The sequence below is a fragment of the Salinimonas iocasae genome (genome assembly GCF_006228385.1).
In the GTDB taxonomy this organism is placed as follows: Bacteria; Pseudomonadota; Gammaproteobacteria; order Enterobacterales; family Alteromonadaceae; genus Alteromonas; species Alteromonas iocasae.
Window position 1 is genome coordinate 482,985 of record NZ_CP039852.1, and the last position, 26,861, is coordinate 509,845.

Genomic DNA, 26,861 nt, shown 5'->3' on the forward strand with positions numbered 1-26,861 from the left:
GTCGTTTCCGCGCCCCTGATTAATTAAGCAGGGGGCGAGGATAATGAGAGGATATGGTTGCTCTTACGCTATTTCCCCAGACAATGGCCTGGTTATACAGGCTGTGAAGTAGTTTCTGGTCGGTATCCAGCGCCTTCGATTGCTTTATAACGTTCATCCATAATGCACTTTCAAATGCTCTCACCAACGATAAATAATGATTGAACTCACTGGACTTGCCCAGTAGCGCATCATTGACAGTATCGGTCAGCGGTAATTGTTTGACGATATCCAGCATATCCTGGTCCAGCAACGCATCCAGCAGAGAAAACAATCCAACCAAAAAGCCGATAGGCGGATTGGTCTGACGTTTACGGTGCTGAGTGAGCAGGTCAAAGAACTTCGCTCTGACCAACGACATGTGGATCAGCTCCAGAGGCTTGTCGCTGCCAAGATGTGTTAATGAAAGTAACGCAATAAACTTTTTAATCTCGACTTCGCCCATGTAAGTCAGGGCATGTTTCAGCGATGTGATTTTGTAGCGCTTATTCACCGTGGGGTTGTTGATAAACTTAAGCAGTAAATAGCTCAGGGCTGCATCCCGCTCGATGATGCCATTAATGCGGCTCAAATCGAATTTCTCGCTGCTACTTTCGCCCATTAATTCGACCAGACTCATTTTCGACGCTGGGATCTCACGAGCGATTCTGGCAGTTGGGGAGGCAAAGAAATATCCCTGGAAAAAGTCAAAGCCAAGATCCCGACAGTCATTGAAGACGTCGTAATCATTAACGTTATTGGCTATAAGCTGAACATTTGCATCGGTGAACTGACTAATTCGCTTGTGTGCCTGTTCTAGTCTTATCTTGCTGATATCGACTTTAACAATATCTACCAGCGGCAACGCCTCATGATTACCACTTAGCATCATCGGGTCATCCAGCGCCAGTTTAAAACCCAGTTGCTTAATATGCTCGCACGCTTCGCGCAGCCCTGATTCTTTGTACGGGTTTTCTCCCAGTTCAACCACCACCTGCTCGGGGTTCAGGTTGGTCGGGAAACGCGAGACCAGTGTTTCTGCACTAAAGCTGATAAACGATTTTTTCTCAGCACTGAGGTCATCCAGTCCCAGAGGGTTGAACTGTTCAATTAATCCTTTTGCTTTTTCTGATGGCGGCTCAGGAAAGGTGCCGCCTTTGCCATCGCGAAAGAGCAGTTCATAGGCAAACACATCCTTGTCCCGATCCAGAATGGGCTGTCGAGCTATAAACGCAAACATTTTTTTCCCCAACGATGAGACCGCATTGCACGCATCTCATTAATCAACATGGTATTTTTTATTCAACGCTTTACTGTACCTCACAGCCTTCGCTGAATCCAGTACAAGCGCACTAGCTTATTACCGGTGTATGGATTTGGTTTACCCAGTCAAGCGCCTCACTATAATAACGGTGTAAGTCCGACTGGTTAAGCTTATAGCGAGTAGCAAACTGCTTAACGCCAGCCCACTGCGCTTGCTCGAAGTAGGCAATGAGTTGCACACAATGGCGCAGCCAGCCCGGCTTTTTGCACAGTGCCTGCTGAACATCCTCGTCTAACGGGATCTTCTCAACCAGTTCTTCCATTGGCTGACTAATAAGCGCATCTAAGAGCGAAAGCAACCCAACCAGAAAACCGGCATTCACATCAGCATTGCCGGTACTGGCGCATAGTCGTTCACAAAACTTAGCCCTCACCAGTGACATGGTAAGCAGCTCATTCGGCTCGTCTTTACACATGTTTGATAGTGCCAAAAGCGCTATAAACTTTCTAAGTTCCTGCTCCCCCATGTAAGTCAGAGCGTGATGCAGAGAGGAGATTTTATTACGCTTATTTACCAGCGGATTATTGATATAGCGTAACAGCTGAAAGGTCAGGGCAGGGTCCCGCTCGATAATCGTTTTTATTTTTCTCATACTGAGCGAGCGGGAAGCCGACTCGTTCATCAGTTCCATCATTGTCAGCTGCCCGGCAGTAAATTGTTTGTGGCGGACAAGCTCCGGCTTTGCCAGGTAGTATCCCTGAAAGTAGTCGAATCCTAACATATGGTATTTTTCGAATTCGGCACGGGTTTCTACTTTTTCGGCCAGTAACTTTATTCCGCGATCCTTAAGATCAGGCACCATTGCTGCAATTTTTTCATAGGACGTTTCACGAATATCAAACTTTATAATGCTGACAAAAGAAAGAAATGGTGCCCATTTTTCGTCAAGATCGTAATCGTCCAGCGCGATTTGATATCCCAGTTTTTTTAATTGGCGACATGCGTCAATCAGCTCTATATTGATGTCTACCGTTTCAAGGATTTCTATAACGGTGTGAGCAGGGTCGAGCGAACGGGGAAAGTGGTTTATCAACGTGTCCTGATGAAAGTTGATAAACGCAAGGTGTTTGCCGATAACTGCTTCAAGTCCAAGGCTTAAATGGGTAGAAGAGATGACCCTGGATGTGGCTTCATCCGGAGATACATCGGGGAAACCGTTTGACTTACCATCACGGAATAGCAGCTCGTAGGCGTACAGCTCATGATGCGTGTTGAAAATTGGCTGACGTGCTACATAAGCAAACATCTTAAAGCTCCTTGTTGAGTCAGCATGCTTTTTATTTATGGCGACAGTAACAGAACAGTCACGTTGTAATGGTACAGTCTTTGCTGTTTATTTTTATATCATAAGGTAGAACCCGAAGCGGGTGTATACCTTTTTGACAGAGTTTTGTATCAAAATCTTCAGTCACTGATATTTTTGGTCAGATTTTGAAAACTGTCCCACGTCAAAATAGCGTTGGGTACCCCATGCAGTGAAGGAACTTTTCTTTCTTTTTTCTGTCTTGAATATTGTCGTTTAGACACTATACATATACATTGCGTTTAAAACAGGTGCGGGATTCGCAATTCAACGCTTATTTTGGTACAATAGAGTGCTTAAATAACTGAGGTGATTAATGAGCAAGACAATGCAATCGATGGCCCTTTCGGTTCCTCAAAACGGTAGCATCGAAGGCTACATTCAGGCGGTCAGTTCAATCAATATGCTGACAGCGGATGAGGAACGTTCTCTGGCGTTGAAACTTCGTGAAGAGGGTGACCTTGAATCTGCCCGCAAGCTGGTTATGTCGCACCTGCGTTTCGTTGTGCATATTGCTAAATCTTATTCCGGCTACGGGTTGCCTCAGGCTGATTTGATTCAGGAAGGTAATATCGGCCTGATGAAAGCTGTTAAACGCTTTGACCCATCAGTAGGCGTGCGCCTGGTCTCATTTGCCGTTCACTGGATCAAGGCTGAGATACACGAATTCGTATTGAAGAACTGGCGTATCGTTAAAGTCGCTACGACGAAGGCGCAACGTAAATTGTTCTTTAATTTGCGTAAAGCTAAAAAACGTCTGGGTTGGTTCACCAACGCTGAAGTACAAACTGTTGCCAGCGAGCTGGGTGTGAGTACCAAAGAAGTGCTTCAGATGGAAGCGCGTATGAGTAGTCAGGATCAGGCATTCGATTTGAGTGCGGATGATGACGAAAATGGCAGTTTCGCACCGGTTCAGTTTTTAGAAGACAAAAGTACCGACGTTGAAACCGACGTTATCAACCAGGATTGGGATATGAACGCAAGCAAGCGTTTATATAGCGCAATCAAAACGTTGGATGGCCGAAGCCAGGATATTATTGAAACCCGCTGGCTGGCTGATAACAAGATTACGTTGCAGGATTTAGCTGACAAATATCAGGTCTCTGCGGAGCGAGTTCGTCAGATTGAAAAAAATGCGATGAAAAAACTACAGGCGGCGATGGTAGCCTGATAAGTTTGAGTTATGAATATAAAAAAAGCGCCTTTCGGCGCTTTTTTTGTGCCTTGAATTAATTCAGCATAACAGTAAGTGAATTCACGATATGAAGTGCTCTGGCCTTCGCGTCATCGATGCTCATTGCTTTTGCTAATGCCACGCCCATCCTGCGTTTACCTGCAACAGCCGGCTTACCAAATAGTCTCAGGTCGCTATGGGGTTGGGTCAGTGCAGTTGCCAGATTGGTGTAGCTAATATTTTGACTGTTGCCTTCAACTACCAGCGCGGCCGATGCTGCTGGCCCGTCGCATGTAATCATGGGTATGGGCAGCCCTAAAAATGCTCTGGCGTGTAGTGCAAACTCTGACAAATTTTGCGAGATTAATGTCACCAGGCCAGTATCATGGGGCCTGGGTGACACTTCGCTGAATATGACATCGTTACCTTTTATAAACAGTTCAACACCAAACAGGCCATTGCCGCCGAGAGCTTCTGTAATAGTAGCGGCTATCAAATGCGCCTTTTCAAGTGCTTCAGCGGACATCTTTTGTGGCTGCCAGGAAACCTGATAATCACCATCCTTTTGGACATGGCCTATCGGCATACAAAATTGTGATTCGCCCTGGGATCGGACGGTAAGCAAGGTGATTTCATAATCAAAGTCTATTGCGCCCTCAACAATCACTTTGCCGTTACCGGCTCGGCCGCCTTCCTGGGCGTACTGCCAGGCAGCCTCAAGCTGGCTTTCCTGTGTGATATATGACTGGCCTTTGCCAGATGAACTCATTATGGGCTTTACAAAGCACGGATAGCCGACACTTTTAACAGCATGTCTGAAGTTTTCCCAGTCTTCGGCAAACTCATAAGGAGAGGTAGGCATTCCGAGAGTCTCAGCAGCCAGTCTGCGGATACCCTCACGGTTCATAGTGAGGTGAGCGGCTTTTGCGCTGGGCACCACATTAAAACCATCTTCTTCCAATTCAAGCAGCGTCGCAGTAGCTATGGCTTCAACCTCAGGAACAATAAAGTCAGGCTGGTGCTGTTCAACGGCTTGCCTGAGTGCCTGAGCATCCAGCATTGAGAATATTTCACATTGCTGCGCAACCTGCATTGCCGGCGCATCTGCATAACTGTCACAGGCGATTACCTGGCATCCCAGCCGGATACACTCAATAGCGACTTCTTTGCCTAACTCACCGCTGCCCAGCAACATGACTTTGGTGGCCGATGCGGTGAAAGGCGTTCCTATATCTGTCATTTATTCTCCCGGACGGGTGGCGGTATTACCCAGTAAATACCTTTAAATTCAGCGACAGGGTTGTCGCCATCAAGAATATCTATATGAAGGGTAAAGCGCGCCTTCTTATTCTTTTCCAGGTTAGTATATTTGCCGGCTAATGACTCAACATTACATATACCTCTGGGCTTCATTGTCACGGGCTTGTGGTAATGAATATCACCGTCACCCAATACTATATCGCCTTCAAGCTGTCTTTCTTTCAGTTGCAGATACAACATTCCCCAGCCTGTGAGCGTCGCCAATGAGAAAATGCTGCCCGCGAACATTGTGCCATGCACGTTAATGTTCTTATTGAGCGAGGCGCGGGTCTCAAGGGTATTGCCGCTGTACATATGAAGTTTTATCCCCATATGTTCAGTAATAGGTATGGTCTCTGCCCACGTTTTCTGTAGCTCTTTACACCATTTCGGATGAAGAATTAATGAACTGGGATCTGATAGCTTTTTCACCATTTGCTGGCGTTTCAGCATACCCAGCTCGTTGGGCGCTTCCCGTTCGATAACAAATCCGCAGGAGGAGAAAAAGTCGATAGAGGTTTCACGGCTGTTTGTAACTGCGCGCACGGCGCCCATTTCTCTGGCAACATTTTCCAGTGCGCCAAGCATCATCTGGCCCAAACCGCGGCGATGATAATCCGAGTGAACCGCAATATGCCGGATTTGCGCTTCCTCTGCTGTATTTAAATGCACGCGTCCACAGGCGACGATTTCGCCCTGACCGTTCACCAGCATCCGGTGCTCAGCAACCTGCTCATACTCGTCTTTTTCGGAGCCGGGAGGAAAATTCCACGGCTGACGAAGATACGTCCAGCGAAAAGTAAAGTACCTTTCAAGCTGCTCTTCGGTTTCTGGTGTCACAACTCTGAACACATATACCCCGACATTTGTTGAAGTGCGTCAGCCATTTAACCTTATGGTTGACCTGGTAACAAGCTTTTATGAAGAATGGGCTTCGTAGCGCCTGACATGAACCATGAATTAAGCGAGCGGGGGCTCAGAAAGTAAACTGAAATGTTACCGGCCCGTCATTGACTAAAGCCACCTGCATGTCAGCGCCGAATTGCCCTGTCTCAACGTCCAGGCCTGCGTCAGTCAAAGCAGTAACCGCATCATTGTAAATCGCTTCACCATGTTCCGGTGAGGCGCCACGAGAAAAACCCGGCCGGTTGCCTTTTTGGGTGTCGGCCACCAGGGTAAATTGTGAAACCAGCAGTATTTTTCCCTGAACCTGCTGAATGTTGAGGTTCATCTTTCCTTCTTCATCACTGAACAGACGGAAATTGGAAAGCTTTCTGACCAGCTTTTGAATTTGAGTATGGTCATCGGTTTTTTCAACGCCGAGTAAAACCAGCATGCCATGGTCAATATCGCCAACCGTTTTCGAATCAACGGTTACGCTGGCCTGACTTACCCTTTGTATCAGTGCAATCATAAGGCTCCCTGTAATGCTCGGGACATATCCCGGGTAGCGCTGCATAGTTTAAGAGCAATACCACCTTCGCTGGTACTGTGGCCAGCGCCGGATACGATATGCAAATCACTTTGCGACCAGGCTTTATGTAACTGCCAGGCAGCTTCCGTTTTGCAGATAACATCATATCGGCCATGCACGATAGCACCGGGGATGTGAGCAATTTTATGAATATTATTGAGGATGTAGTTTTCTTCAATGAAGCACCGGTTAAGTAAGTAATGGCACTCCAGTTTGGCCAGACAGGTTACCAGCGACAGGGGATAATGTGTAGTAATGTCGCCAGTACCGGGAGGAAGATAAAGCCTTGATAAACGCTCTTCCCAAACATACCAGCGCTTTAATGCAGCAAGCCGCACCGCTTCGTTTTTATCATCGAATTGTTGTTGGTAGTTTTGGCAGATGGTCTCTACTGTAAGCGGTTCATCAATGCCTTCAACAAAGACCTCATAGTGTTCGGGATAAAGCTGTGCACCACCGCCGCAGGGCTCCAGATACCATTTGCGATCTTCTTCGCGCCCCAGAAATACGCCGCGAACAATGACCCCGAGTGTACTTTGCGGATTCTTTATGGCCGCAAGCAGTGCCAGGGTGGCACCCCATGAGCCTCCAAACAGTACCCAGCGTTCAATGTTAAGTTTCTGACGTAACGTCTCTATATCGCGAAGGGTATTTTGCGTGGTATTGCCTTCGAGGCTTCCAAACGGGCGTGAGCGACCGCATCCGCGCTGTTCAAAGGCGATAATGTGATAGCGGTTCGCATCGAAAAAGCGTCGGTAATTTGGGGATAACCCCGCCCCCGGACCACCGTGCAGATAAAGCACAGGAATGCCATCCGGATTCCCACTCTGTTCGTAGTAAAGCTCACAGTCATCGGCAGTCTTTACGTAACCACTGGCGTAACTTCCGATGTCGGGATAAAGTCGTTTCATTTTGTTACAGCGTATTGTTCTACTGTCAAATTTGGTTTAGTTTTCAGTTAACCATACGTATTAGGTAGTGAAAAGCTAACATCATGCGATTTCTCTACTATACGCATCTTTAATTTTTGTATGCAAACTATTTCATGAGGGGCGTTATGTCAGGACAAGGTTCGGGCGGGAATGTAATTGCGGCATTGTGCAATTTTTTTATACCGGGACTAGGCCATTTATTGCAAGGCCGAGTATTAAAAGCACTCATGTTTTTTCTGGTAACCGGCGCATGCTACGCACTGGCTGCCACGGTAATTTTTATCTTCCTTTGGCCGGTCGGCGCAATCTTCCATCTATGGGCTATCATTGACGCGGCTGTCTATAAGGGACCAAATGCGAGGTTATAATGCTTAAGAATTTACTCGTTGCCAGCTCACTGGCACTTACGGTTAGTCTGGCAGGGTGTCAGTCTGCGTATTATTCAGCCTGGGAGCAGGTCGGTGTCGAAAAACGGGATATAATGGTAGACCGCGTTGAAGATGCCAAAGAGTCGCAGGAGGATGCGCAGGAACAATTCAGCTCAGCGCTGGAAGAGTTCAGTGCGTTGGTGAATTTCGACGGTGGCGATTTAGAAGATGTCTACAACTCGTTAAACGATGAGTATGAAGACAGCAAATCAGCGGCTGAAGATGTCAGCAACCGTATCAATAAAGTGCAGAGCGTAGCAGAAGCACTGTTTGATGAGTGGGAAGAAGAGCTGGACGAGTACGAAAATACCACTCTGCGTCGTGAAAGCGAAAGTAAGCTACGCCAGACCCGCCAGCGTTACGAAGATATGCTACGAGCCATGCGCAACGCTGAAGGTAAGATGGATCCGGTACTGCAGCGTTTGCAGGACAACGTGCTGTATCTGAAACACAACCTCAATGCTAATGCGATTGGCGCATTACAGGGAGAGTTGACTACTATCCGTGGTGATGTGGATACACTTATCGCAGAAATGAACAAAGCCATCTCTGAATCAGATGCCTTTATTGCCTCTATGCGCTAAGCATGTACCGCTCCCTGCCATTACTCGGTGGGGAGCTCTCTGGGCTCTTTCGTGGCCCGGGTTTTCTCGAACGTATCATTAAGACTACAGGTGAATTCTGCACCCAGCAGGATGACTATCCACGACAAATACACCCACAATAGCAATACAGGTAGCGTTGCCAGCGCACCATATATAACCTGATATGCTGCAAAGTCTGTTACATAAAACGCAAAGCCTTTCTTTGTAACCTCAAAACACAATGTCGCAACCAGTGCACCAGGAACCGCGTAGCGCGCTTTTACCTGCCGGTTGGGTACAAGCATGTACAGAATAATGAAAGTAAGCAGTGTGGCCAGACTCGGGACCATCTCGAGTAAGAATGTACCCAGCCCCGGCGTGTAGGTTTCTGCAAACGCAGCGATACCGGCTAAATATGAACTGACCACCACGCTGGTTCCGATAAGCATCGGGCCTAAGGTGATCACCATCCAGTAAATCGCAAAGGTATAAACCATGGGCCGCTCACTGGGCGTTTTCCAGATTCGGTTGAGGGTTTTATCAACATTTGAGATCAGCAGCAGAGCGACAACTAACAGCGAGATGATACCAATGGCGCCCATCTGCGAAGCGTTGCTTACAAAATCTGTCATGTGCTGGTGAACGACATCGCTGGCAGTTGGCACAAAATTCGTGAAAACAAATTGCTCTATTTTACTGCGCACCGATTTGAACGCGGGGAAGGCGCTCATCACGGTGAAAGTAACCATCACAAAAGGTACCAGCGACAACAATGTGACATATGCCAGATGTCCGGCTGATATGGTAATGCTGTCACGTTTGCAGCGGGCTATAAAAACCAGCACAAAGCGTTTTAGGTGTGGATAGCCTGATTCCCATACGGCCGATAAGTTTTGCAGACGCAAAAGTCACTCCTGACCCAAAGATGAAAGTACCAGTTTAACGCGGTATGCCAGAGCCTTACAGTAAAAGTTGCAGCAAAACTAACCGCTATCCCCGGGCCCCGAGCATATGGCAGATTGCGTAGCTTAGTTCACTACGGTTGAGGGTATAAAAGTGAAAGTGCTTTATGCCTTCCTGTGCCAGTACCTTCACCTGTTCCATCGCGATATTGGCACCCAGCAGGTTGCGTGTCGTATGGTCATCTTCATGCAGTCCCTCAAACTGCTTATGCAGCCAGCCGGGTACATGTACATTGGTGAAGCCGGCAAATTTAACCAGGGTCTGATAATTAGTCACCGGCAAAATGCCCGGCACGATATCCAGATCGATGCCAGCAGCTGCTGCGCGATCTCTGAAGCGCAAAAAGACACTGGGGTCGAAGAAAAACTGCGTAATCGCCTCGCTGGCCCCAGCTTCCGCTTTTCGCTTCAGATTAAGTAAATCAAATTGTGCATTGCGTGCTTCGGGGTGCTTTTCAGGGTAAGCAGCAACCGAAATATCGAAATCTGCGACATCTTTTAATAAGGCAACCAGGTCTGAGGCATACATTTCAGTTTTGTCCACACCCTTAGGTAAGTCGCCGCGCAGCGCTACGATGCGTCGAATACCGGTATCCCAGTAGTCCTGCGCTATTTGCCGAAGCTCTTCTTTAGACGCATCAACGCAGGTGAGGTGGGGAACAGCAGCAACGCCGGTTTGCTGATGAATACGCTTTACCACATCATGGGTCCTGTCACGCTCGCCACTGTTAGCACCGTATGTCACAGACATATAGGCGGGCTTGAGCGGGGCAAGTCGTTCTACAGACTTCCACAGGGTTTCTTCCATCTGCTGGGATTTTGGCGGGAAAAACTCAAATGAGACATCAATATCCCGTAATTCAGACAGTGACTGATTAAGGGCATCGATGCCTTGTGCGAAAGAAACCATATAACACTCTCTTTGTGGACGTTTAGACGTCTAAACTAAGTAATATATGTCTAGACGTCAAGCGGTTTACACTGCTCAATTGACCTTTTCTGCACATTGTTTAGAATTTCTGCTCATAATAAATAACAGCTAACCTGAGAGCGACTAATGGCAGAATGGAATGGTAAGTATATACACCCCTACGCAGAACACGGCAAAAAGAGTGAACAGGTAAAAAAAGTCACAGTATCTATTCCTATTAATGTACTTAAAGAGCTGACAGATGAGCGCACGCGTCGGCAGATAAATAATTTACGCCATGCCACGAATTCAGAATTATTGTGCGAAGCGTTTTTACATGCATTTACCGGTCAGCCGCTTCCTGATGATGATGACCTGAGAAAAGATAACCCGAATCGCGTACCCGCTGAAGCACGCAGAATTATGGAAGAGATGGGGATCGACCCTTCATACGAAAACGAGGCATAAAAAAGGCCGCGTTTTGCGACCTTTATGTGATGCACATTATTTATAATGTGAGGGGAGTGAATCCAGCCGGGCAACGCCGGATGATATAGCCGCTTTCGCCACCGCCGTTGCGATTCGGGAGCATAGCCGGGGATCCATGGGTTTTGGAATGATGTAGTCCCGGCCGAAGGTCAGCGATTTTGAATTACTGGCCTTCAGGACTTCCTCCGGTACCTCTTCCTTGGAAATTTGGCGAATAGCCTCAACAGCAGCAACTTTCATTTCATCATTGATAGCGCTGGCTCTGACATCAAGTGCGCCGCGGAATATGAACGGAAAGCAAAGCACGTTATTAACCTGATTCGGATAGTCTGAGCGTCCCGTTGCCATTATCAGGTCAGAACGTACATCGTGAGCCAGGTCCGGTTTTATCTCCGGGTCAGGGTTGGAGCAGGCAAATACCACTGGGTCATCTGCCATAAGAGCAAGAGCTTCTGGTGGCAGCAAATCGGGACCAGATACGCCCACAAAAATATCGGCGCCATCCATGACGTCCTCAAGGGTGCGTTTATCGGTATTATTGGCAAATAACTTTTTATGCTCGGTCAGGTCATCCCTGCGGGTATGGATAACGCCTTTTCTGTCCAGCATATAGATTTTTTCGCGCTGGGCTCCACAGGTAATAAGCAGTTCCATGCAGGCGACTGCTGCTGCCCCGGCCCCCATACAAACGATAGTGGCGTCTTCAATATTTTTTTGCTGAATCTCAAGCGCATTTAACATGCCCGCAGCGGTCACAATTGCGGTGCCATGTTGGTCATCGTGGAAAACAGGTATTTTGCAACGCTTAATCAGTTCCTGTTCTATTTCAAAACACTCAGGCGCCTTGATATCTTCTAAATTGATACCGCCAAAAGAATCCGCGATATTGGCCACAGTGTTTATAAACTCTTCTGTGGTACGATGCTTCACTTCAATATCAATGGCATCAAGCCCGGCAAAACGCTTAAACAATAGCGCTTTACCCTCCATCACCGGTTTTGAGGCAAGAGGCCCCAGATTGCCTAAACCCAGTATCGCTGTGCCATTACTGATGACGGCAACGGTATTACCTTTACCGGTATACAAATATGCATCATCAGGATTGTTCGCAATTTCACGCACGGGCTCTGCCACCCCGGGGCTATAGGCAAGAGATAAATCATCTACCGTTTCAGCAGGCTTGGAAAGTTCAACACGAATCTTTCCCGGAGTTGGCTTAGCGTGATAATCGAGCGCACGTTGTCTGAAATCTGACATTATAAGTGATGTCCTCTATGTGTAGGGTTAAGATACCGGTACAGAAAATGTCGCCGTCCGGTTTTTATATCTTTTCAGGTCTGCGCCTGATTTTGGCGTCACTGTAGCACAGCAGCTATGTCTTACATATCTGATGACGTAACATATACAGCTCTACTGTAGGGGATTTATTAATCAGCGACTACCTGTCATCGCAAATAATCTTTATTCATGGTGTTTATGCGCTTTCGATGCTGCATAAATATATTAACTGGTGGGAGTTGAGTGTAAAAGCTGCGGCAGGATTGGATGAGCGGGAGACACAAAATTCAGACATAAAAAAAGCGCCAGAAGGCGCTTTTTTCCAAGACAATAACGACTGTCTTATTTTCTGCCCAGGGCACCGAAACGCTTCTTGAAGCGATCAACACGGCCGCCGGTATCAACGTTACGCTGCTTACCAGTGTAGAAAGGGTGGCAGTTTGAACAAACATCAAGGTTCAAATCTTTGCCTACAGTAGAGCGTACTTTGATTTCATTACCACAAGAACACGTTGCAGTAATTTCAGAGTATTCTGGATGGATATCGTTTTTCATGGGTTACCTCAAAAAAAAGGCCGTATCGCAATCCAGCCCGAAGCTGAACACCATACGCTACTTAAATATTTACAAAGTCAAAACGACCTTGCCGTAAAGAGGCGCGCATATTAATGTAAGTGGCGTCGCTTATCAAGTATGTGATGCAAAAATACACAGGCGCTGCGCTGACGCAGATTACACTGAAAAATACAAATAAGTTCTTCATGCCATTAATTGATGTCGCTGTTCCTGTCCCGCTAAGGCAGACTTTTACCTATTCTTTCGAACAAAGCCTGATGCCGGGGGTAAGGGTTACCGTACCTTTTGGCAATCGAACGATGACTGGTGTGGTTACAGGTAACACCGCGCACACCGATAACCCGGATAAGGTAAAGCCCATAACCGGGGTCCTTGATACCTCCCCGGTGCTTGATGAGTGTCAGCTTACGCTTTGCCGTTGGCTATGGCAGTACTATCATCACGCACCGGGCGAAGTGATTCATACAGCGTTACCGGTATTGCTGCGTAAGGGCGCCAGCGCAGAGCCTGAACCAGAGCTCTGGTACCGACTCTCGCCGACGGCCAGTGAAGCGGATAGTGCTGATCTGTCACGCGCGCCTAAACAACGTGATTGTTTTGGGGCACTGCAAAAGGCCCCACTTTCTGCCGATGTTCTTAAACAAACGTTTTCCGCTACGGTTATTAAAGCGTTGCTAGAGCGAAACCTGATTGAGGCGTTCAGCAGAGAGCCTGATTCTGCCGATAGGCTTTGGACTGATAAGCTTACAATTGGCAGCAAACCGGTGCCGGATCAGGAGCAGGCAGTCGCTATCTCAGCGATTGTGCAAAAAAAGCAGACCTTTGCGCCATTTCTGCTGGAAGGCGTTACGGGCAGTGGAAAAACCGAAGTTTACCTACAGGCAATTGAGTCAGTATTAAAAGCAGGCCGACAGGTGTTAATACTGGTGCCTGAGATTGGTTTGACGCCTCAGACGGTTTCACGTTTCACCACGCGCTTTGGTATTGAGGTTGGCGTATTGCATTCGCAAATTACTGACAAGGCGCGTTTGCGGGTCTGGCAACAAGCCAGGGACGGGGCGCTTGGTATCATTATTGGAACGCGGTCGGCGATTTTTACGCCGCTTAAATATCCAGGCATGCTCATTGTTGATGAAGAGCATGATGAGTCTTTTAAGCAGCAGGACGGACTAAGATATCACGCCAGAGATCTAGCTGTTATGCGCGCTAATCAGGAGAACATCCCCCTGGTGCTGGGCTCCGCCACACCTTCGCTGGAGTCACTTAACAACGCCATTAATAAGCGTTATCAGCATTTGCAGCTAACCAGGCGTGCCGCAGGGGCGCAGGTCACTGTTCAGCATGTGCTGGATGTTACTGACCAGCCGATGCGATTTGGACTCGCCGAAGGAACGCTCTCGCTAATGCGTCAACATCTGGACCAGGGCAATCAGGTTCTGGTGTTTGTTAACCGCAGAGGCTATGCCCCGGCTCTGTTGTGCCACCATTGCGGCCATACCGAATCATGTCAGCGATGCGAGCGCCCTTATACCGTGCACAAAGCGCACCGCCGCCTCCATTGTCATCACTGTGGCGCAACCCGGCCCCTTCCGGCCAGCTGCACACAATGTGGAAAGACTGAGATGGTGACAGAAGGAATTGGCACAGAGCAACTGGAGCAGGGGCTTAGTCAGTTATTTCCCGACGCCCCACAGGTGAGAATTGACAGTGACTCAGTCCGCGGGAAAGATAAACTTCAGGGCATGCTGGATGCAATAAACCAGCAGCAGTACCAACTGCTTATCGGAACCCAGATACTTTCCAAGGGGCACCATTTTCCCCATGTCACGCTGGTGGTAGTGCTTGATTGCGACGGTGCATTATTCAGCGGTGATTATCGCGCGCCTGAGAAACTTGCTCAGCTGGTAACACAATTAGCCGGAAGGGCAGGGCGCGCCAGTAAGCCGGGACAGATGTGGCTGCAAACCCATAATCCTCAGCATCCGCTGTTACAGGATTTAATCAATAACGGGTACGGGCACTTTGCCCGGCATGCATTGCTGGAGCGAAAGATGGCCGTGCAGCCCCCGTTTGGCGTGCAAATATTAGTGCGCGCAGAAGCACAGGATGGCCAGCTGGCTTTTCAGTTTCTGGCGGATGCCGCATCTTGTTTCGAGCATGTGCAGTTGATTGGGCCAATGCCGGGGTTAATTGAAAAGCGGCAGGGCAGATTCAGATTTATGCTGGTACTTCAGTCAGATAAGCGCAAGCATCTGCATGAGCAGCTTCGTCTGGCATTACCTGCAATCACCGCGATGCCCTTAGCGTCGAAAGTAAGGTGGTCGGTTGATGTCGATCCTACCGATTTCAGCTAACCAAATAAAAACAGCAAATGATTAAATAACAGGCAGCAATCACCCGGCCTTTTGGTTAAACTAGCCCGTAATGCAGACACACTGTATTGAAGTACAATAAGAGGAATGAGTGCCGTTTATGGCTCAACGCGATTATGTTTCTCGCGGTCGTGGACCGCAGAATAAAAAGAAAAACAATAACAAACGTGCTACGCGCCAGCCCAAGCGCCCCGCCCAGGGACAAGCTCAGCTTCCTAAAGTAAAGTTGGCTATCGTCGTACTTTTACTGGCTGCTTTTGTATGGTTTTTGTGGTCTATCAGTGGTGCGGCGCCGGAAGACGTAGATGGCCCGGTTTCTTCTCCGGTATCTGTGCAGCCAGAAGAGGCATTACCGGAAATGCCTGAAGAGGAGTGGGAATACATTAAATCTCTGCCAGGTTATGAGGTAGAGGTGGAAGTCGCCGAGCAGCAAAAATCTGACAAGCTATATCTGCTGCAGTGTGGTTCTTTCAGAACCCGTTCCCAGGCTGAAGAAATGAAAGCTAATATCGCTTTTCAGGGGCTTGAAGCGCAGATCAGGGATACTAACGGCAGCAACGGCCAGTGGTTCCGGGTCATTCTGGGACCTTTGCAGACCAAACGCGATGCAGAAAGAGCGAAGCACACTTTACGTAAAATCAATATTACCACCTGCATGATACTGACCTGGTCATTATAAATTGAGTGCGGCCTGGCAATTGCGCCGGGCTGCCTGGCCACTTTCACAGCAATAACTTTTCTATTACCTGAATGCCATTCTAAAACACTGACTGCACGTTCTTCCTGTATCAGCGCGTTATTCGCTTCCTGGCGTGGACATTGTGCATCAAGCCTTGAAAATCATATGACGTCCCCCACTTAACTATCATCATTTTCAATCATGATGTCATCGGTGATGACATGATCCCAACGAACGGGGAAGACAAGTGACAACAATCGTATCTGTAAGACGAGATAATCAGGTCGTTATGGCCGGAGATGGGCAGGTATCGCTGGGCAATACCGTCATGAAAGGCAATGCTCGCAAAGTACGTCGTTTGTACAACGACAAGGTCTTGGCAGGTTTTGCAGGCGGTACCGCTGATGCGTTTACACTGTTTGAACGGTTTGAGGCAAAATTAGAAGCCCACCAGGGGCATCTGACCCGCGCGGCGGTAGAGCTGGCTAAAGACTGGCGGACAGACCGTGCGCTCCGCCGGCTTGAAGCATTATTAGCGGTTGCTGATGAAACCGCCTCTTTTATTATTACCGGTAATGGTGATGTGGTGCAGCCAGAAAATGATCTGATTGCGATTGGCTCAGGCGGTAACTATGCGCAGGCTGCAGCGATTGCAATGCTGGAGAATACTGAGCTCACTGCCAAAGAAATTGCAGAAAAGAGTCTGACCATAGCAGGCGACATCTGCGTATTTACCAATCATAGCCAGTCTGTCGACGTTCTCGACTATTAGTCATCGAATTTATCGGGTGTGTTTTGAAACAGGCCCGTTTGAAATAGAAGGTTTTATATATGTCTGAAATGACGCCCAGAGAAATCGTTCATGAGCTTGACCGTCACATCATCGGTCAGCAGGATGCCAAGCGCGCAGTGTCTATCGCATTGCGTAATCGCTGGCGCCGAATGCAATTACCTGAAGAATTACGCCAAGAAGTAACACCTAAAAATATTCTGATGATTGGCCCCACCGGTGTTGGTAAAACTGAGATCGCCCGTCGGCTGGCGAAGCTTGCTAATGCGCCGTTTATAAAAGTCGAGGCGACGAAATTTACAGAAGTCGGCTATGTAGGTAAGGAAGTGGAAACAATTATCCGTGACCTGGCCGATATCGCCGTAAAAATGACTAAAGAACGCGAAATGACCAAGGTTCGTTATCGCGCTGAGGAAGCCGCTGAAGATCGCATACTGGATGTACTGTTACCACCGCCGGAAAATGCGTGGGGTAAAAAGGAAGAGGTTGAAGATCGCGGTACCCGCCAGAATTTCCGAAAGAAATTGCGTGAAGGCGAGCTTGACGACAAAGAAATCGAAATTGATGTCGCACAGTCTCAAATGGGTGTTGAAATCATGGCACCGCCGGGCATGGAAGAAATGACCAACCAGCTGCAGGGCATGTTTCAGAACCTGAGTGGTGATCAGAAGAAAAAGAAAAAGCTTAAAATTAAAGAAGCTTTTAAGCTACTGATTGAAGAAGAAGCTGCACGGCTGGTGAATCAGGAAGACCTGAAAGAAAAGGCCATCGAGTCTGTTGAGCAGCACGGCATCGTGTTTGTTGATGAGATTGATAAGATTTGTAAGCGCGAAGGCAATCAGTCCGGTGATGTATCCCGTGAAGGTGTACAGCGCGATTTGCTGCCGCTGGTAGAAGGCTCAACGGTTTCCACCAAACATGGCATGATCAAAACAGACCACATTCTGTTTATTGCCTCTGGTGCCTTCCAGATGAGCAAACCTTCAGATCTTATCCCGGAATTGCAGGGCCGCTTGCCGATTCGGGTGGAGCTATCAGCGTTAAAAGTTGAAGACTTCAAGCGTATCCTGACGGAGCCCAGTGCATCGCTTTGTGAGCAATATCGTGCCCTGATGGCTACCGAAGGGGTCACTATTGATTTTGATGACTCAGGTATTCAGCGGATTGCAGAAGCCGCGTGGCAGGTCAATGAACGCATTGAGAATATCGGTGCGCGCCGTCTGCATACGGTCCTTGAGCGTCTGATGGAAGATATTTCCTATGATGCGTCTGAAAAATCAGGCGAATCGTTCACCATCGATGCCTCTTACGTTGACTCGCACCTTGATACGCTGGTGGATAACGAAGACCTTAGTCGCTTTATCCTGTAGCAAGGAAAGATTTAAGAAGCCGCCTTCAGGGCGGCTTTTTTATTGGCTGTGTGTAGGGCTCAGACCTTATTGGATTTTGGGCTAAGAAGCATCTGAGCCAACAGGTACGAAACCGGATGCCCACTTTGACGTTCAAATTCTGCAAAACAGGGGGCGGGATTAGCTTCCAGAAAAACGTACTCACCTTCTGGGGTAAAGCGCCAGTCTATTGCTGTCCATTGCATACCAAACGCCCGACAGACGTCAATCGCTTGCTGTGCGGTAACATCAGGCAGGGTGTGTGCAAGCAGTCTTGCACTGCTGTCGGTACGAAAATCCGTGGCCCGTGAGCGAATCTCAGCGCTGAGCACACTATCGCCAATTACATAGGTGCGAATATTGGTGCCTTCGATGAAGCGCTGAAATGTTAACGGCGATTGCGACACCATTTGTTTAATATCGGTGACCGAAACCTCATTGCGACGAATCTGGATGGTGTGACGTCCACCGTGTACTGGTTTACAAATCAGTGACTCATGCGACTGAACAAATGCCCAGGCCTGATCCACATGATTCCCGATATAGGTAGGAGGCGTGATAAGCCCGAGTTGAGAAGCGTGAGCCAGTTGTACGGGTTTTTGCTGATGATAGCGAATGGCCTCAACATTATTGCACCAGTTGATAGACTTGCAGGCTAAAAGCGTGCCGAGCATAGCCTGATAGTCTTTTTGCGTTTGCATCGTAGTCGCTTCGTTCGCTGGCAGTGAGTAGCGAAACCAGAACGCTGAATCAATGTCTTCAAATGCGTAATGCCCCTGCGAGCTGTGTAATACACCGGAATTTCGGCTCACTGACCAGCTCATATGAAACTGCTTTGCGAACTGCGCGGTATCGAGAATAAGGCGTTTGGCTCCGGCACTACTTAAATGACGCTGCAGAAGCTGTATTTCCGGATGCGAAGTATCGCCTAATAGTAGAACTGTTTTCGCCATAACGAATATCTCAAATAAAACACTGCCAGCTTAAAAAGCTGGCAGATTGTTGTTACAGCGTTAGCAAATCTGGCAGGTCGCCGCCGTCTTCTCCGATTGCCTGCGTGTAATAGCGAATGGGCTTTTTGGGCAGGGTGAGTCGCTCTTTATCCGGTGAGGTAAGAACAAGACCGCCGTTTACTTCAGTGGCTTCTACCGGTGTGATTTGGTTGAGTACTTGTTTAGTTTTTTTCATAATCATTCCTTGATCATTAATGCTTAAGTGCCTGGTTAGTTTAACTCAGTTAAGCTGCCTGACAGCTGTACTGAGGCTCGGTTTTAACTCGCTTCAGGTAGTGTGTTGCTCATTGCATAAAACTGGTGGAAGTATCGGGCCATAAGCGCAGCTCGATTACGAATTTCGAGTTTGCGATAAATATTCGCACAATGAAATTTTACGGTTCGTTCGCTGATAAAAAGCTGAGCAGCAATCGTCTTGTTAGGTAATCCTTCCAGTATTTTCTGAACCACCTGTAGTTCACGTTTAGATAACACGCTAAGACAAAGTGTTTGTTGTTCGAATATAGGGTGATTAAGCATAAGTTTCTCCTTGAGGGGTAAGTACAGGTACAGCCTGGTGCTGTGGTTTTTCAATGCGGGCAAGCCCGCCGTTTTGCAGCAGATACACCTCATCTGCCATTGCAATGGTTTCCGGCCGGTGAGCCACAATAATCCGGGTTATAGAAAGTGATTTCAGGTTTTGATTGATTTTTGCTTCGTTGATGACATCCAGATGACTACTGGCTTCATCCAGAAACAGCACTTCGGGTTGCCGATACAGTGCCCTGGCCAGTAACAGGCGCTGTTGTTGACCACCACTAAGCGCACTGCCCATATCGCCAATTAGTGTCTGATACTGCATAGGCATAGCGGCAATGTCCGCGTCCAGGCAGGCCATATGGGCTGCCCACTGCATGCGTTGATGGCAGGGGGTGTCATCGAAGCCGGTAAGGTTGTCAAAAATAGTGCCGCTCAGGCATGCATCATCCTGAAGCACAGACGCAGAATGTTCCCTGAACCAGGCCGACTGGCTAACGGTGTGTCCCTGATAGGAAACGTTACCGCTATCGGGTGTTAAAAGGCCCATCAGACATTTCAGCAATGTACTTTTACCCGCCCCGCTTGCTCCCACAATGGCAATGGTTGCACCTTTAGATACGGTCAGATTGATATTTTCAAATACTGCTGCAGAGGTGCTAGAAAACCGGTAACTCAGCTGAGAAACGACGAGTCCTTCCCGGCAGTCTGTGTTTTCTGCGTGGACAGGTAACCCGGTGTCGAGTACTTCAGGCGAGGTGAAAACAATGTCAGCCAGTCTGGCAAGATGTACACGCAACAGACGCAGTTGAATCAGATGATTAATCAGGTTTGCTGCTGCGCCGGTAAATTTAGTCTTGTAGCTGATGAACGCGTAGAGCATACCTACCGTCATCGCAGTATCCATAACGGAATGTGCGGCAAAGTAGATAACCAGAATGTTCTCAATACCAAATATAAGCTGATTTAGCACTGAGATACTCATTTGGCGCTTACCAATACGAATCGAGGTGTTTAGCGAGCGTGTCAGGTGGTTGCTCCACTGGTTATGCCGCTGAGACTGGTAATTAAGCTGCTTGATGGTCTGAATAGAGCGCATCGACTCCATAAAGTGGGATTGCTCCTTTGCCTGATTCTGCAGCTCCTCAGTACTTAATGCTTTTAACGTGCGATAAGTCACCAACCTGACCAGAGTAAAAGCCAGTACACTTAACAGCACCACAACCGTTAGCGTTGGTGAATACAGCCACATGACCAAAATCATTAACAGAGTCATGACACCGTCCAGCAACGCTGTAACCAGTCCCGTGGTCAATTGCTCTCTGATTTGTGCCAGCGAGCCGAAGCGGGAAACAATGTCACCCAGGTGCCGCTTGGCGAAAAAGTCACTGGGCAGCCTGAGCAAATGCTGAAACAGGTTACCGGAGATTTGTAATTGTAACTTTGATGATAGCCCCAGGATTACCCACTCTCTGAGAAGACTGGTGGCGCTTTCTATAATCAGCAGCAAGAAGAAGCCAAGAGCCAGCACCAATAGCAGATCTTCAGCGCCACGAAGTAATACATCGTCGATCACAGTCTGCATGTAATAGGGCGATGCCAGCGCAAATAGCTGTAGCAACACGGATAGCGCTAAAATAAGCCCCAAGCTACGCTTCAGTCCGGTGGCTTTTTCCCAGAAATGAGAAAGTGTCAGAGAGGGCCCTGGATCTTTGGTTTCAAAGTTTGCACCTGGTGTGACTTCAAGCGCAATCCCGGTGACATGGTCGCTGGCCTGCGCAAAGGTCAGTGTCCGTTCACCGACCGCCGGATCATTTACGGTAATGGTGTTTTCAGTAACGCGGGTCAGTACGACAAAATGTTGCATGTCCCAATGCAGAATCGCAGGTAACTGAAGCTGATGAAGATCTTCTAATTCCAGCTTTACCGCCCGGGTGGTGAAGTGGCTTTCATCCGCAATTTTCATTATCGACTGTAAGGTCATACCACGGGTCGAAATACCGAACTTCTGGCGAAAGGAGGACAGTTCCTGACGGTTGCCATGGTACTGACTAATCATACATAAGCAGGCCAGTCCGCATTCTGAAAGCTCGGCCTGATGAATCATCGGTACTTTTTTGCGTCCGAACAGAGACAATGAGGTTAATGCCTGGCTAACCATTACACCATCCTCCCTGTCAGCGAGTACAGAGGCTCAAGCAGCCATTCCAGCAGCGTTCGCTCACTCAAATTAACATCGGCTGAGAACGTCATACCTGAGCGCAGCGACACTTTATTGCCATAAGCGATTAGTGCTTCACTGGTCAGTGTCGCTTTTGCCAGATATACAGGTTCGTTCACCGAAACGGGCAAATAATCAAACTCAGAAGGTAGAAGGGCTGTATCTGATACCCGGCTTACTGTTGCCTGATGCATGCCGAATTTCTGGTAAGGAAATGCGTCGTAGCGAATATCAAGTTTTTGTCCATGCCGGATAAATCCAGCCGAGCGGACGGGTACTACAAAGTGCGCTTCAATCTGCGCATCTGGCGCAAGCAGTGTCAGCAGCGGTTCTCTGGTACTGATGTGCTGACCGCGACGAGCATTTAAATTCGCGATAATGCCATTGTCGCGGGCTGTCACAACGTATTGCGACTGACTCTCTAACTGAGTGATTTTTTGTTTCACTTCACTCATGCGGCTGGTCAGCACGGCCAGCGCTTCATCACGCTTAATTTGCTGAGAAACAAAAGCCGTTTCCTTTTGTCCCAAACTCAGCTCAAGGTTGTTTAACTGACGCTCAAGCTCCTGTTTAGACTGCTTTATCTGAAGTAATTCTGCATAGACAGATTCAATCTCGGAGGCTGAAATATGGATGCCAGCTAAAGGCTGCAGCTTTTTATAGCGGTTAGACACCAGCACTAACCGTTCTCCGGCGGTGGTGGCAAGCGCTGATAATTGACGGATATCTTCCTGAATCGCGAATACCGACTGCTGGTGGCTCTGATGTTCCTGCTCGTACCGGCTGCGGGCGTGGGTCACCTGCTGCTCAAGCATCAGGTACTGAGTCTGATATTCAGCCCTCAGACTTTCCTGCGCAGATATGCCGGAACTCAGCGAGGTCTGTGTGTCGATGATAACCAGCGGCTGTCCACGCTCAACATGCTCACCATCGCTAATTAACACCTGGCTGATGATACCTGTGTTCTGGCCGGCAAATACCCTGACCACGCCGCTGTCCGGTTCAAGCCATCCGGTTACCGTCGCCTGGCGGCTATAGGACTGCGATGACAGATAAACAATTACCATCGCTACCCAAAGGCCCACGAACACACAACATATAAACACTTTTGAAGAGGGCGTCATCATGACCTCTCCATGCAGACGCAATCCTTGCGCGGCTACTGCTTCTTGTCTGAATAATCCTTTTCTCATTGCCGTACTCTCAATGCTTATTGATGTGGCAGGTCAGAATGGGAGTATCACATCCCTGCTGATTTCCGATCTCCCTGGCCGCTTCCTTACAGCCTCCCTGACCGAACTCCCATTCTGCCGTACCGTATATGCCAGACTGATAAAAACATCCGTATTTGTGCGAATCTGCACTATCAGTGGTGGCATTGCCGAAGTCATTCCGACGGTCATCACCTTAGCAAACGATACTCAGCATCTATTATGTCACACGGTCCAGTTAGCGCTGCAGGCCAGTATCTGCGCAAGATGTCCTGAAATTGAAAGGCGATGTCCGTATTGTGAAAATGAACTCAAGGCGAAGTTTTAGAGGAACAAGACGAGATGCTTTGTGTAATTTTAAACGAGGATTGAAAAAGAATGTGGGGAAAAGAAAAGAGGCCACCTTATGGTGACCTCTTTGTTTATTTTAACCACTTAATAAGTGAAAGGCTTTAATGGTGCTGCCAGTGATATTTGTGTGACTTCACATTAATTTCTTCGGCAGTCTGCTCTGGCATAAAGGCTTTATTGTCATCTTCAAAGAAGAACTTCTGGCGCGTGGTTTTGCTGCCAAGTTCGTTCATTGTTGCCGCCTCAAAAACCCGGCCGTTTAGCACGGTATAATCCACATACTCACTGCGGTGAATATCGTTTAATACATTACCGTCAATAACGACCATGTCTGCCAGCTTACCTTCTTCAATACTGCCAATATCTTTGCCCATACCCAGATGGGTTGCACCGTCAATTGTCGCAGCGCGCAGCGCTTCAAACGGCGTAAATCCACCCTGGCTCATCAGCCACATTTCCCAGTGCGCGGCTAAACCCTCGCGCTGACCATGTGCACCGATGTGTACACTGACACCGTTTTCACGCAGTGTCTTTGCATACTCGGCAACCTGTACGTGATTGTATTGGTCATCCGGCGCGGTGGGGCGTCGAATGGCGCGACTATCAAGCAGGAAGGAAGGTGTATAGCGAAGCAGGCGTGGATTTTTCCATACTTCGGTGCGGTCATACATGTATTCTTCGCCCATCATGCCGCCGTAAGAAACGACAAACGTAGGTGTGTAGCCAAACTCAGAGGCTTTCCACAACTGCGTAACGTCGCTGTAGCCTTTAGGGATAGGCAGACTATGCTCAAGGCCGGTATGACCATCGGTAAGCATGCTCAGATTTTGCTGCAACTTACCACCACCTTCGGGCACTACCATCATTTCCTGTTTGTTCGCAGCCCACAGAATCTGCTGACGTTGCGAACGGGCAGGCTGATTATAGCTTTTTACAGATATAGCGCCGGCATCTTTCAGACGCTGCACATGAAAAAAGGCATCTTCATAGTCATTAACGATAGCTTTATAGCCAAGCGCTTCAGCGCCATAAAGGATGGCACCGGTAGAGTAGATACGCGGCGCAACAATTTTACCGGCACGCTGCATTTCAGATGCGGCAAACACTTCGGTAGTATCGTTAGAAGGATCGTGGATGGTAGTGACACCAAACGCTACATTAGAAAATTGTCCCCAGTTTTGCTGAGGGATAATCTCATTGCGACCCTGTGCACCGTGGGCGTGGGCATCAACAAGCCCGGGGATGATTGTCTTGCCGGTGGTGTCCACACGCATAGCATCATCAGGAATGCTGATTTCACCCTTGCGACCTACCGCCTTAATACGGTTACCTTCGATAAGCACTACACCATCTTTAATGACTTCCTGACGGTTATCGGCATCGCGCATGGTAACAATATCGCCACCCACCAGGGCCTTGATACCCTCAGGTTTGTCCGCTTTTACATTAAATGCCAGGTTCGTTCGCTTAGCTTTTGCTTCTTCATCAACCTTTTTACCCGCGACAAAATCAAAGGCATCAGCCAGCTCATATTCATAATAATGCGGGCCGTGGAACCAGCCTACCGCCTTGTTATCTGGCCGCCATGTCAAATACTCGCCGGCACGCTTCGAGATTTGTTTCACCGGCAGCGAGGTCATGTCAGGAGATAACGTCACCTTTTTACCGTTAGTCACATAAGGAGCTACATAGGTTCTGAACTGATGAACGAATGCGACCCATTTCTGGTCATGAGAAATACGGTATTCGCTGACTTTATCTGCACCGTACAAATGAACCTGTTTGTCATTGCCCTGCAGGTTTACACTGGCAAGCTGCGTTTCAGGGTACGGTGTACCACCTACCGATTCGGTAAAGAATATGCGATCGTTATCGCCGGCAAAGTGCGGTTGGGTACCCGATGCTGATACTTTCCGGGCTTCGCCGCCGCTAAGCTTTTGTACGTACAGACCAGGCTCCAGCGAATATTTCGGATCTAGCAGGTAGCCGCCAGAGAATTTGCGCCAGGCAGCATATTTGCCGTCAGCAGAGAAACTGGGCTCAACATAGTGCCCCGGCTGAGCTGTAATTACCTCACTCTTACCGCCTGAAGCCGGTATAACACGTACGTCTCCTAACTTTTTATCGTGCCAGGTAGTGTAGATAATTTGTTTACCGTCATTAGAGAAACGCGGGTAATACTCATCGTGGTCGTTTTGCTGTGTTAAGCGACGGGTATCACCTGATTTCAGGTCTTTGACATACAGTTTGCCCAGCGCCTGAAAAAGCATCGTATTGCCATCAGGTGACTTTTGTGACCAGCGAATCATTTTTACATCGAAGTTATCCGGCGCCACATCGACATCAAAACGCAGTGCATCAGCCAGTTGCTTGGTAGCCGATACTGATACACCGATATCGGCAATATCTTTTGAGTTGATATCGATTTTATGGAAGGTACCACCGGTCCAGTACACAATGGACTGAGAATCAGGCATCCAATCGAAATAGGCATAGTAACCTTCAGAACCAAAGCCTTCCTGCATATCACGCTCAAGGGTCAGCGTGAGAGGTTTTTCTTCGCCGGTTTTAAGGTCTTTCAAAAACAGACCGGTTTTATTTTTTACCCGGCGGATAAAAGCTACGTATTTTCCATCCGGTGAAGGCGTAGGCACAATGGCACCGCCCGTGCCACTGATGAACCGGCTTTCCTCGCCGGTTTCCCGGTCATAGCGCGTTATGGCAAAGATGCCTTCAAGAGGGTCCCGGTTATATTCGAACTGTGCGCCAGGCACTGTGTTTTGAGTATAGTAGATGTACTTACCATCATGAGAGAACGCCGGGTCTGCAATGTTTTGCTGATCGCTTTTGCCATTCACACGACCTTTGATTTTAAGACCGTCCCCTCCGTTAATGTGATACATCCAGATTTCACCGGCTGGGATACTGCGACTGGACATAATACCTTTGGTGGCAACCAGGTAGTTACCATCCGGGCTCCATTTAGGGGAGTGGATCAGGTTGTTTTTTTCTTTAGATACCTGTCTTAAATTCTCGCCGTTGCTATCCATAACCCAAATATTTGAGATGCCACCACGGTCAGAAATAAATGCAATCTGGCTACCATCCGGAGAAATAGCAGGTTCTATATTCCAGCCAAAGTCAGCGGTCAGTGCAGTCGCTTTACCGCCGTCCATGCCTACTTTGTATAGGTCGCCCAGCATGTCGAAAACCATATAAGACCCATCCGGCGAGATCGACAGACTGGACCAGGTCGTTTGTTCAGTATTAATGGTGACTTCATTTAAAGAAAACGGCGGGTTGAGCACATCCCATTCTTCTTTATTTTTATCTTCCTGTGCATTGGCCGATATGCTCAGTGTCGCGCCAAGGGCAAGCGCCAGAACTGAACGACGAGAAGTAGTTATCATTGTTATATCCCAGACTTTTCGAGTGTAAAGTCTTAAGGTATCGGGTATTTTTCGCCAATGCAAAAAATGCACAGAAGGGGCGGGACAAATGGTATATAAAAGGCGGTTAATGTAAAAAGGGCAGTGATATCACTGCCCTTTTCCTATGCGATAAACGCG

Annotated in this window: 24 protein-coding genes; 8 read left to right on the forward strand and 16 right to left on the reverse strand. The window is 48.2% G+C overall.

Annotated elements, in window-relative coordinates:
* Positions 1 to 19: 19 nt before the first annotated feature.
* Both FBQ74_RS02070 and FBQ74_RS02075 read right to left on the reverse strand, forming a co-directional pair.
* On the reverse strand, positions 20 to 1,258 hold the full coding sequence (locus FBQ74_RS02070; protein ID WP_139755095.1) for an EAL and HDOD domain-containing protein: 1,239 nt from the start codon (positions 1,256 to 1,258) through the stop codon (positions 20 to 22).
* A gap of 112 nt (positions 1,259 to 1,370) precedes the next feature.
* Positions 1,371 to 2,588 (reverse strand): EAL and HDOD domain-containing protein, encoded by a 1,218-nt coding sequence (locus FBQ74_RS02075; RefSeq protein ID WP_139755096.1) that lies wholly within the window; start codon positions 2,586 to 2,588, stop codon positions 1,371 to 1,373.
* 373 nt (positions 2,589 to 2,961) lie between these two features.
* Here FBQ74_RS02075 and rpoH point away from each other — a divergent pair, with 373 nt between their 5' ends.
* The gene (gene rpoH, locus FBQ74_RS02080) at positions 2,962 to 3,816 is read left to right on the forward strand and encodes an RNA polymerase sigma factor RpoH (RefSeq protein ID WP_139755097.1); all 855 of its coding nucleotides are present in this window, start codon (positions 2,962 to 2,964) and stop codon (positions 3,814 to 3,816) included.
* Between the two features lie 58 nt (positions 3,817 to 3,874).
* On the opposite strand, the gene purT is transcribed toward rpoH, so the two are convergent.
* From purT to pip, 4 genes are all read right to left on the reverse strand, one after another.
* A complete protein-coding gene (gene purT, locus FBQ74_RS02085; protein ID WP_139755098.1) occupies positions 3,875 to 5,059 on the reverse strand; it encodes a formate-dependent phosphoribosylglycinamide formyltransferase in 1,185 nt (394 codons plus the stop codon).
* Entirely contained in the window at positions 5,056 to 5,970 is a 915-nt protein-coding gene (locus tag FBQ74_RS02090; protein ID WP_139755099.1) for a bifunctional GNAT family N-acetyltransferase/hotdog fold thioesterase, read from the reverse strand. Before FBQ74_RS02090 ends, purT begins: the two co-directional genes overlap by 4 nt.
* Before the next feature lie 124 nt (positions 5,971 to 6,094).
* The gene (gene dtd / locus FBQ74_RS02095) at positions 6,095 to 6,532 is read right to left on the reverse strand and encodes a D-aminoacyl-tRNA deacylase (protein ID WP_139755100.1); all 438 of its coding nucleotides are present in this window, start codon (positions 6,530 to 6,532) and stop codon (positions 6,095 to 6,097) included.
* Complete coding sequence (gene pip / locus FBQ74_RS02100) at positions 6,529 to 7,503, reverse strand: prolyl aminopeptidase (RefSeq protein WP_139755101.1); 975 nt, start codon at positions 7,501 to 7,503, stop codon at positions 6,529 to 6,531. The genes dtd and pip overlap by 4 nt, the downstream gene beginning before the upstream one ends.
* A 146-nt stretch (positions 7,504 to 7,649) precedes the next feature.
* Between pip and FBQ74_RS19080 the strand changes: the two genes are divergently transcribed.
* Together FBQ74_RS19080 and FBQ74_RS02110 are read left to right on the forward strand one after the other, a co-directional pair.
* Positions 7,650 to 7,892, forward strand: coding sequence for a DUF6677 family protein (locus FBQ74_RS19080; RefSeq protein WP_139755102.1), 243 nt, complete (start codon positions 7,650 to 7,652; stop codon positions 7,890 to 7,892).
* Positions 7,892 to 8,536 carry a DUF2959 domain-containing protein gene (locus FBQ74_RS02110; RefSeq protein WP_139755103.1) on the forward strand — a complete coding sequence of 215 codons (645 nt, stop codon included), beginning with the start codon at positions 7,892 to 7,894 and terminating at the stop codon, positions 8,534 to 8,536. The genes FBQ74_RS19080 and FBQ74_RS02110 overlap by 1 nt, the downstream gene beginning before the upstream one ends.
* A 20-nt stretch (positions 8,537 to 8,556) precedes the next feature.
* On the opposite strand, the gene FBQ74_RS02115 is transcribed toward FBQ74_RS02110, so the two are convergent.
* The gene (locus tag FBQ74_RS02115) at positions 8,557 to 9,441 is read right to left on the reverse strand and encodes a virulence factor BrkB family protein (RefSeq protein ID WP_139755104.1); all 885 of its coding nucleotides are present in this window, start codon (positions 9,439 to 9,441) and stop codon (positions 8,557 to 8,559) included.
* Between the two features lie 85 nt (positions 9,442 to 9,526).
* A complete protein-coding gene (gene metF / locus FBQ74_RS02120) occupies positions 9,527 to 10,408 on the reverse strand; it encodes a methylenetetrahydrofolate reductase (RefSeq protein ID WP_139755105.1) in 882 nt (293 codons plus the stop codon).
* A gap of 147 nt (positions 10,409 to 10,555) precedes the next feature.
* Between metF and metJ the strand changes: the two genes are divergently transcribed.
* Positions 10,556 to 10,876, forward strand: coding sequence for a met regulon transcriptional regulator MetJ (gene metJ / locus FBQ74_RS02125; RefSeq protein ID WP_139755106.1), 321 nt, complete (start codon positions 10,556 to 10,558; stop codon positions 10,874 to 10,876).
* 36 nt (positions 10,877 to 10,912) lie between these two features.
* On the opposite strand, the gene FBQ74_RS02130 is transcribed toward metJ, so the two are convergent.
* The gene (locus FBQ74_RS02130; RefSeq protein WP_139755107.1) at positions 10,913 to 12,154 is read right to left on the reverse strand and encodes a malic enzyme-like NAD(P)-binding protein; all 1,242 of its coding nucleotides are present in this window, start codon (positions 12,152 to 12,154) and stop codon (positions 10,913 to 10,915) included.
* Between the two features lie 363 nt (positions 12,155 to 12,517).
* A complete protein-coding gene (rpmE, locus tag FBQ74_RS02135) occupies positions 12,518 to 12,730 on the reverse strand; it encodes a 50S ribosomal protein L31 (RefSeq protein WP_139755108.1) in 213 nt (70 codons plus the stop codon).
* 206 nt (positions 12,731 to 12,936) lie between these two features.
* Here rpmE and priA point away from each other — a divergent pair, with 206 nt between their 5' ends.
* From priA to hslU, 4 genes are all read left to right on the forward strand, one after another.
* Complete coding sequence (gene priA, locus FBQ74_RS02140) at positions 12,937 to 15,105, forward strand: primosomal protein N' (RefSeq protein ID WP_139757855.1); 2,169 nt, start codon at positions 12,937 to 12,939, stop codon at positions 15,103 to 15,105.
* 118 nt (positions 15,106 to 15,223) lie between these two features.
* Positions 15,224 to 15,802 (forward strand): SPOR domain-containing protein, encoded by a 579-nt coding sequence (locus tag FBQ74_RS02145; RefSeq protein WP_139755109.1) that lies wholly within the window; start codon positions 15,224 to 15,226, stop codon positions 15,800 to 15,802.
* A gap of 247 nt (positions 15,803 to 16,049) precedes the next feature.
* Complete coding sequence (gene hslV, locus FBQ74_RS02150; protein ID WP_139755110.1) at positions 16,050 to 16,574, forward strand: ATP-dependent protease subunit HslV; 525 nt, start codon at positions 16,050 to 16,052, stop codon at positions 16,572 to 16,574.
* A gap of 59 nt (positions 16,575 to 16,633) precedes the next feature.
* Positions 16,634 to 17,962, forward strand: a complete 1,329-nt coding sequence (gene hslU / locus FBQ74_RS02155; RefSeq protein ID WP_139755111.1) for an HslU--HslV peptidase ATPase subunit — start codon at positions 16,634 to 16,636, stop codon at positions 17,960 to 17,962.
* Positions 17,963 to 18,021: 59 nt separating this feature from the next.
* Here the strand turns inward: hslU and FBQ74_RS02160 are convergent, their stop codons facing one another.
* The 6 genes from FBQ74_RS02160 to FBQ74_RS02185 form a co-directional block, all read right to left on the reverse strand.
* Positions 18,022 to 18,933, reverse strand: coding sequence for an ATP-grasp domain-containing protein (locus FBQ74_RS02160; RefSeq protein ID WP_139755112.1), 912 nt, complete (start codon positions 18,931 to 18,933; stop codon positions 18,022 to 18,024).
* Positions 18,934 to 18,985: 52 nt separating this feature from the next.
* The gene (locus FBQ74_RS02165; protein WP_139755113.1) at positions 18,986 to 19,168 is read right to left on the reverse strand and encodes a hypothetical protein; all 183 of its coding nucleotides are present in this window, start codon (positions 19,166 to 19,168) and stop codon (positions 18,986 to 18,988) included.
* Between the two features lie 83 nt (positions 19,169 to 19,251).
* Positions 19,252 to 19,512, reverse strand: a complete 261-nt coding sequence (locus tag FBQ74_RS02170; RefSeq protein ID WP_139755114.1) for a helix-turn-helix domain-containing protein — start codon at positions 19,510 to 19,512, stop codon at positions 19,252 to 19,254.
* Positions 19,505 to 21,670, reverse strand: a complete 2,166-nt coding sequence (locus FBQ74_RS02175) for a peptidase domain-containing ABC transporter (protein ID WP_139755115.1) — start codon at positions 21,668 to 21,670, stop codon at positions 19,505 to 19,507. The genes FBQ74_RS02170 and FBQ74_RS02175 overlap by 8 nt, the downstream gene beginning before the upstream one ends.
* Positions 21,670 to 22,923 (reverse strand): HlyD family secretion protein, encoded by a 1,254-nt coding sequence (locus FBQ74_RS02180; protein WP_139755116.1) that lies wholly within the window; start codon positions 22,921 to 22,923, stop codon positions 21,670 to 21,672. Before FBQ74_RS02180 ends, FBQ74_RS02175 begins: the two co-directional genes overlap by 1 nt.
* Positions 22,924 to 23,393: 470 nt before the next feature.
* Positions 23,394 to 26,702, reverse strand: a complete 3,309-nt coding sequence (locus tag FBQ74_RS02185) for an amidohydrolase family protein (RefSeq protein WP_139755117.1) — start codon at positions 26,700 to 26,702, stop codon at positions 23,394 to 23,396.
* Positions 26,703 to 26,861 lie beyond the last annotated feature (159 nt).